1 protein-coding gene is annotated in these 1,678 nt (G+C 68.8%); it reads left to right on the forward strand.

What is annotated here, in order from left to right; all coding sequences use genetic code 11:
- On the forward strand, positions 1-1,678 hold a 1,678-nt coding region (locus OP18_RS50485; RefSeq protein WP_033367933.1), incomplete at both ends, for a glycoside hydrolase family 2 protein.

The raw sequence follows: 1,678 nt of genomic DNA on the forward strand, positions 1-1,678 counted from the left end.
GGTGCGGGTGCCGGACGTGCGCCTGTGGTGGCCGCGTGGCTACGGCGCCGCGGACCTGTATGACCTGACGGTCGAGTTGAGCGCTGCTGATGGGGCACTGGATTCCTGGCAGCGTCGGATCGGGTTCCGCACCGTCACCGTGGACACCAGCGCGGACGCGGACGGCACCGCGTTCACCGTGATCGTCAACGGCACGCCGGTGTTCGTGCGTGGCGTGAACTGGATCCCCGACGACGCGTTCGTCACCCGGGTGGACCGGGCCCGCTACGCCGCCCGGATCGGGCAGGCGATCGGGGCGGGGGTGAACTACCTGCGGGTGTGGGGCGGCGGCCGGTACGAAAGCGACGACTTCTACGACCTCGCCGACGAACACGGCCTGCTCGTCGGGCAGGACTTCCTGTTCGCCTGCGCCGCCTACCCCGAAGAGGAACCCCTCGCCTCCGAGGTCGCCGCGGAAGCCCGGCACCAGGTCCTCAGACTGATGCCGCACCCGTCGCTGGTGATGTGGGTCGGCAACAACGAGAACCTGTGGGGATTCCACGACTGGGACTGGCAGCAACCCCTCGCCGGCCGCTCCTGGGGCGCCGGCTACTACTACACCCTCCTGCCCGGCATCGTCGCCGACATCGACCCCGGCCGCTGCTACTGGCCCGGCAGCCCCTACTCCGGCACAACAGACGTACACCCGAACGACCCGGCACACGGCACGACGCACATCTGGGACGTGTGGAACACCCACGACTACCGCCACTACAGCACCTACCAACCGCGGTTCCTCGCCGAGTTCGGGTTCCAGGCCCCACCCACCTACGCCACCCTGCGCCGCGCCGTGTCCGACGAGCCACTCACCCCCACCTCGCCAGGCGTGCTGCACCACCAGAAAGCCACCGACGGCAACGGCAAACTCGCCCGCGGCCTCACCGGCCACTTCCCGCAGCCAGCCACATTCGACGACTGGCACTGGGCCACCCAACTCAACCAGGCCCGCGCCATCGCCCACGGCATCGCCCACTTCCGATCCCTCAAACCCCTGTGCATGGGCACCATCCTGTGGCAGCTCAACGACAACTGGCCCGTCACCTCCTGGTCCACCATCGACGGCGACGGCCGCCGCAAACCCCTCTGGCACGCCCTGCGCCGCGTCTACACCGACCGGCTCCTCACCATCCAACCCCGCAACAACACCCCCACACTCATCGCCGTCAACGACACCCAAACCCCCTGGCACACCGAGGTCGACGTCCAACGGGTCACGTTCACCGGCGACATCCGCGCCAAAACCACCATCACCATCAACGTCCCCGCCGGCAGCACCGCCACCATCACACTCCCCGCGGACATCACCACACCCGACAACCCCCACCACGAGGTCATCACCGCCGACAGCACCCACCACTACTTCGCCGAAGACACCGACCTCACCTACCCACCCGCCAAGCTCGACATCACCGTCCACCCCACCACGCACGGCGCCACCGTCAACATCACCGCCCACACCTTCGTACGGGACCTGACCCTCTTCGCCGACCGCCTCCACCCCACCGCCGACACCGACCAGCAACTCACCACCCTCCTGCCCGGCGAGTCAGTGACCCTCCACGTCACCGGCACCAACCTGCCCACCCCAGACGACCCCGCCTGGCGCACCGCCCCCGCACTGCGCACCGCCAACGACCTC

Source organism: Dactylosporangium aurantiacum (genome assembly GCF_000716715.1).
GTDB lineage: Bacteria > Actinomycetota > Actinomycetes > Mycobacteriales > Micromonosporaceae > Dactylosporangium > Dactylosporangium aurantiacum.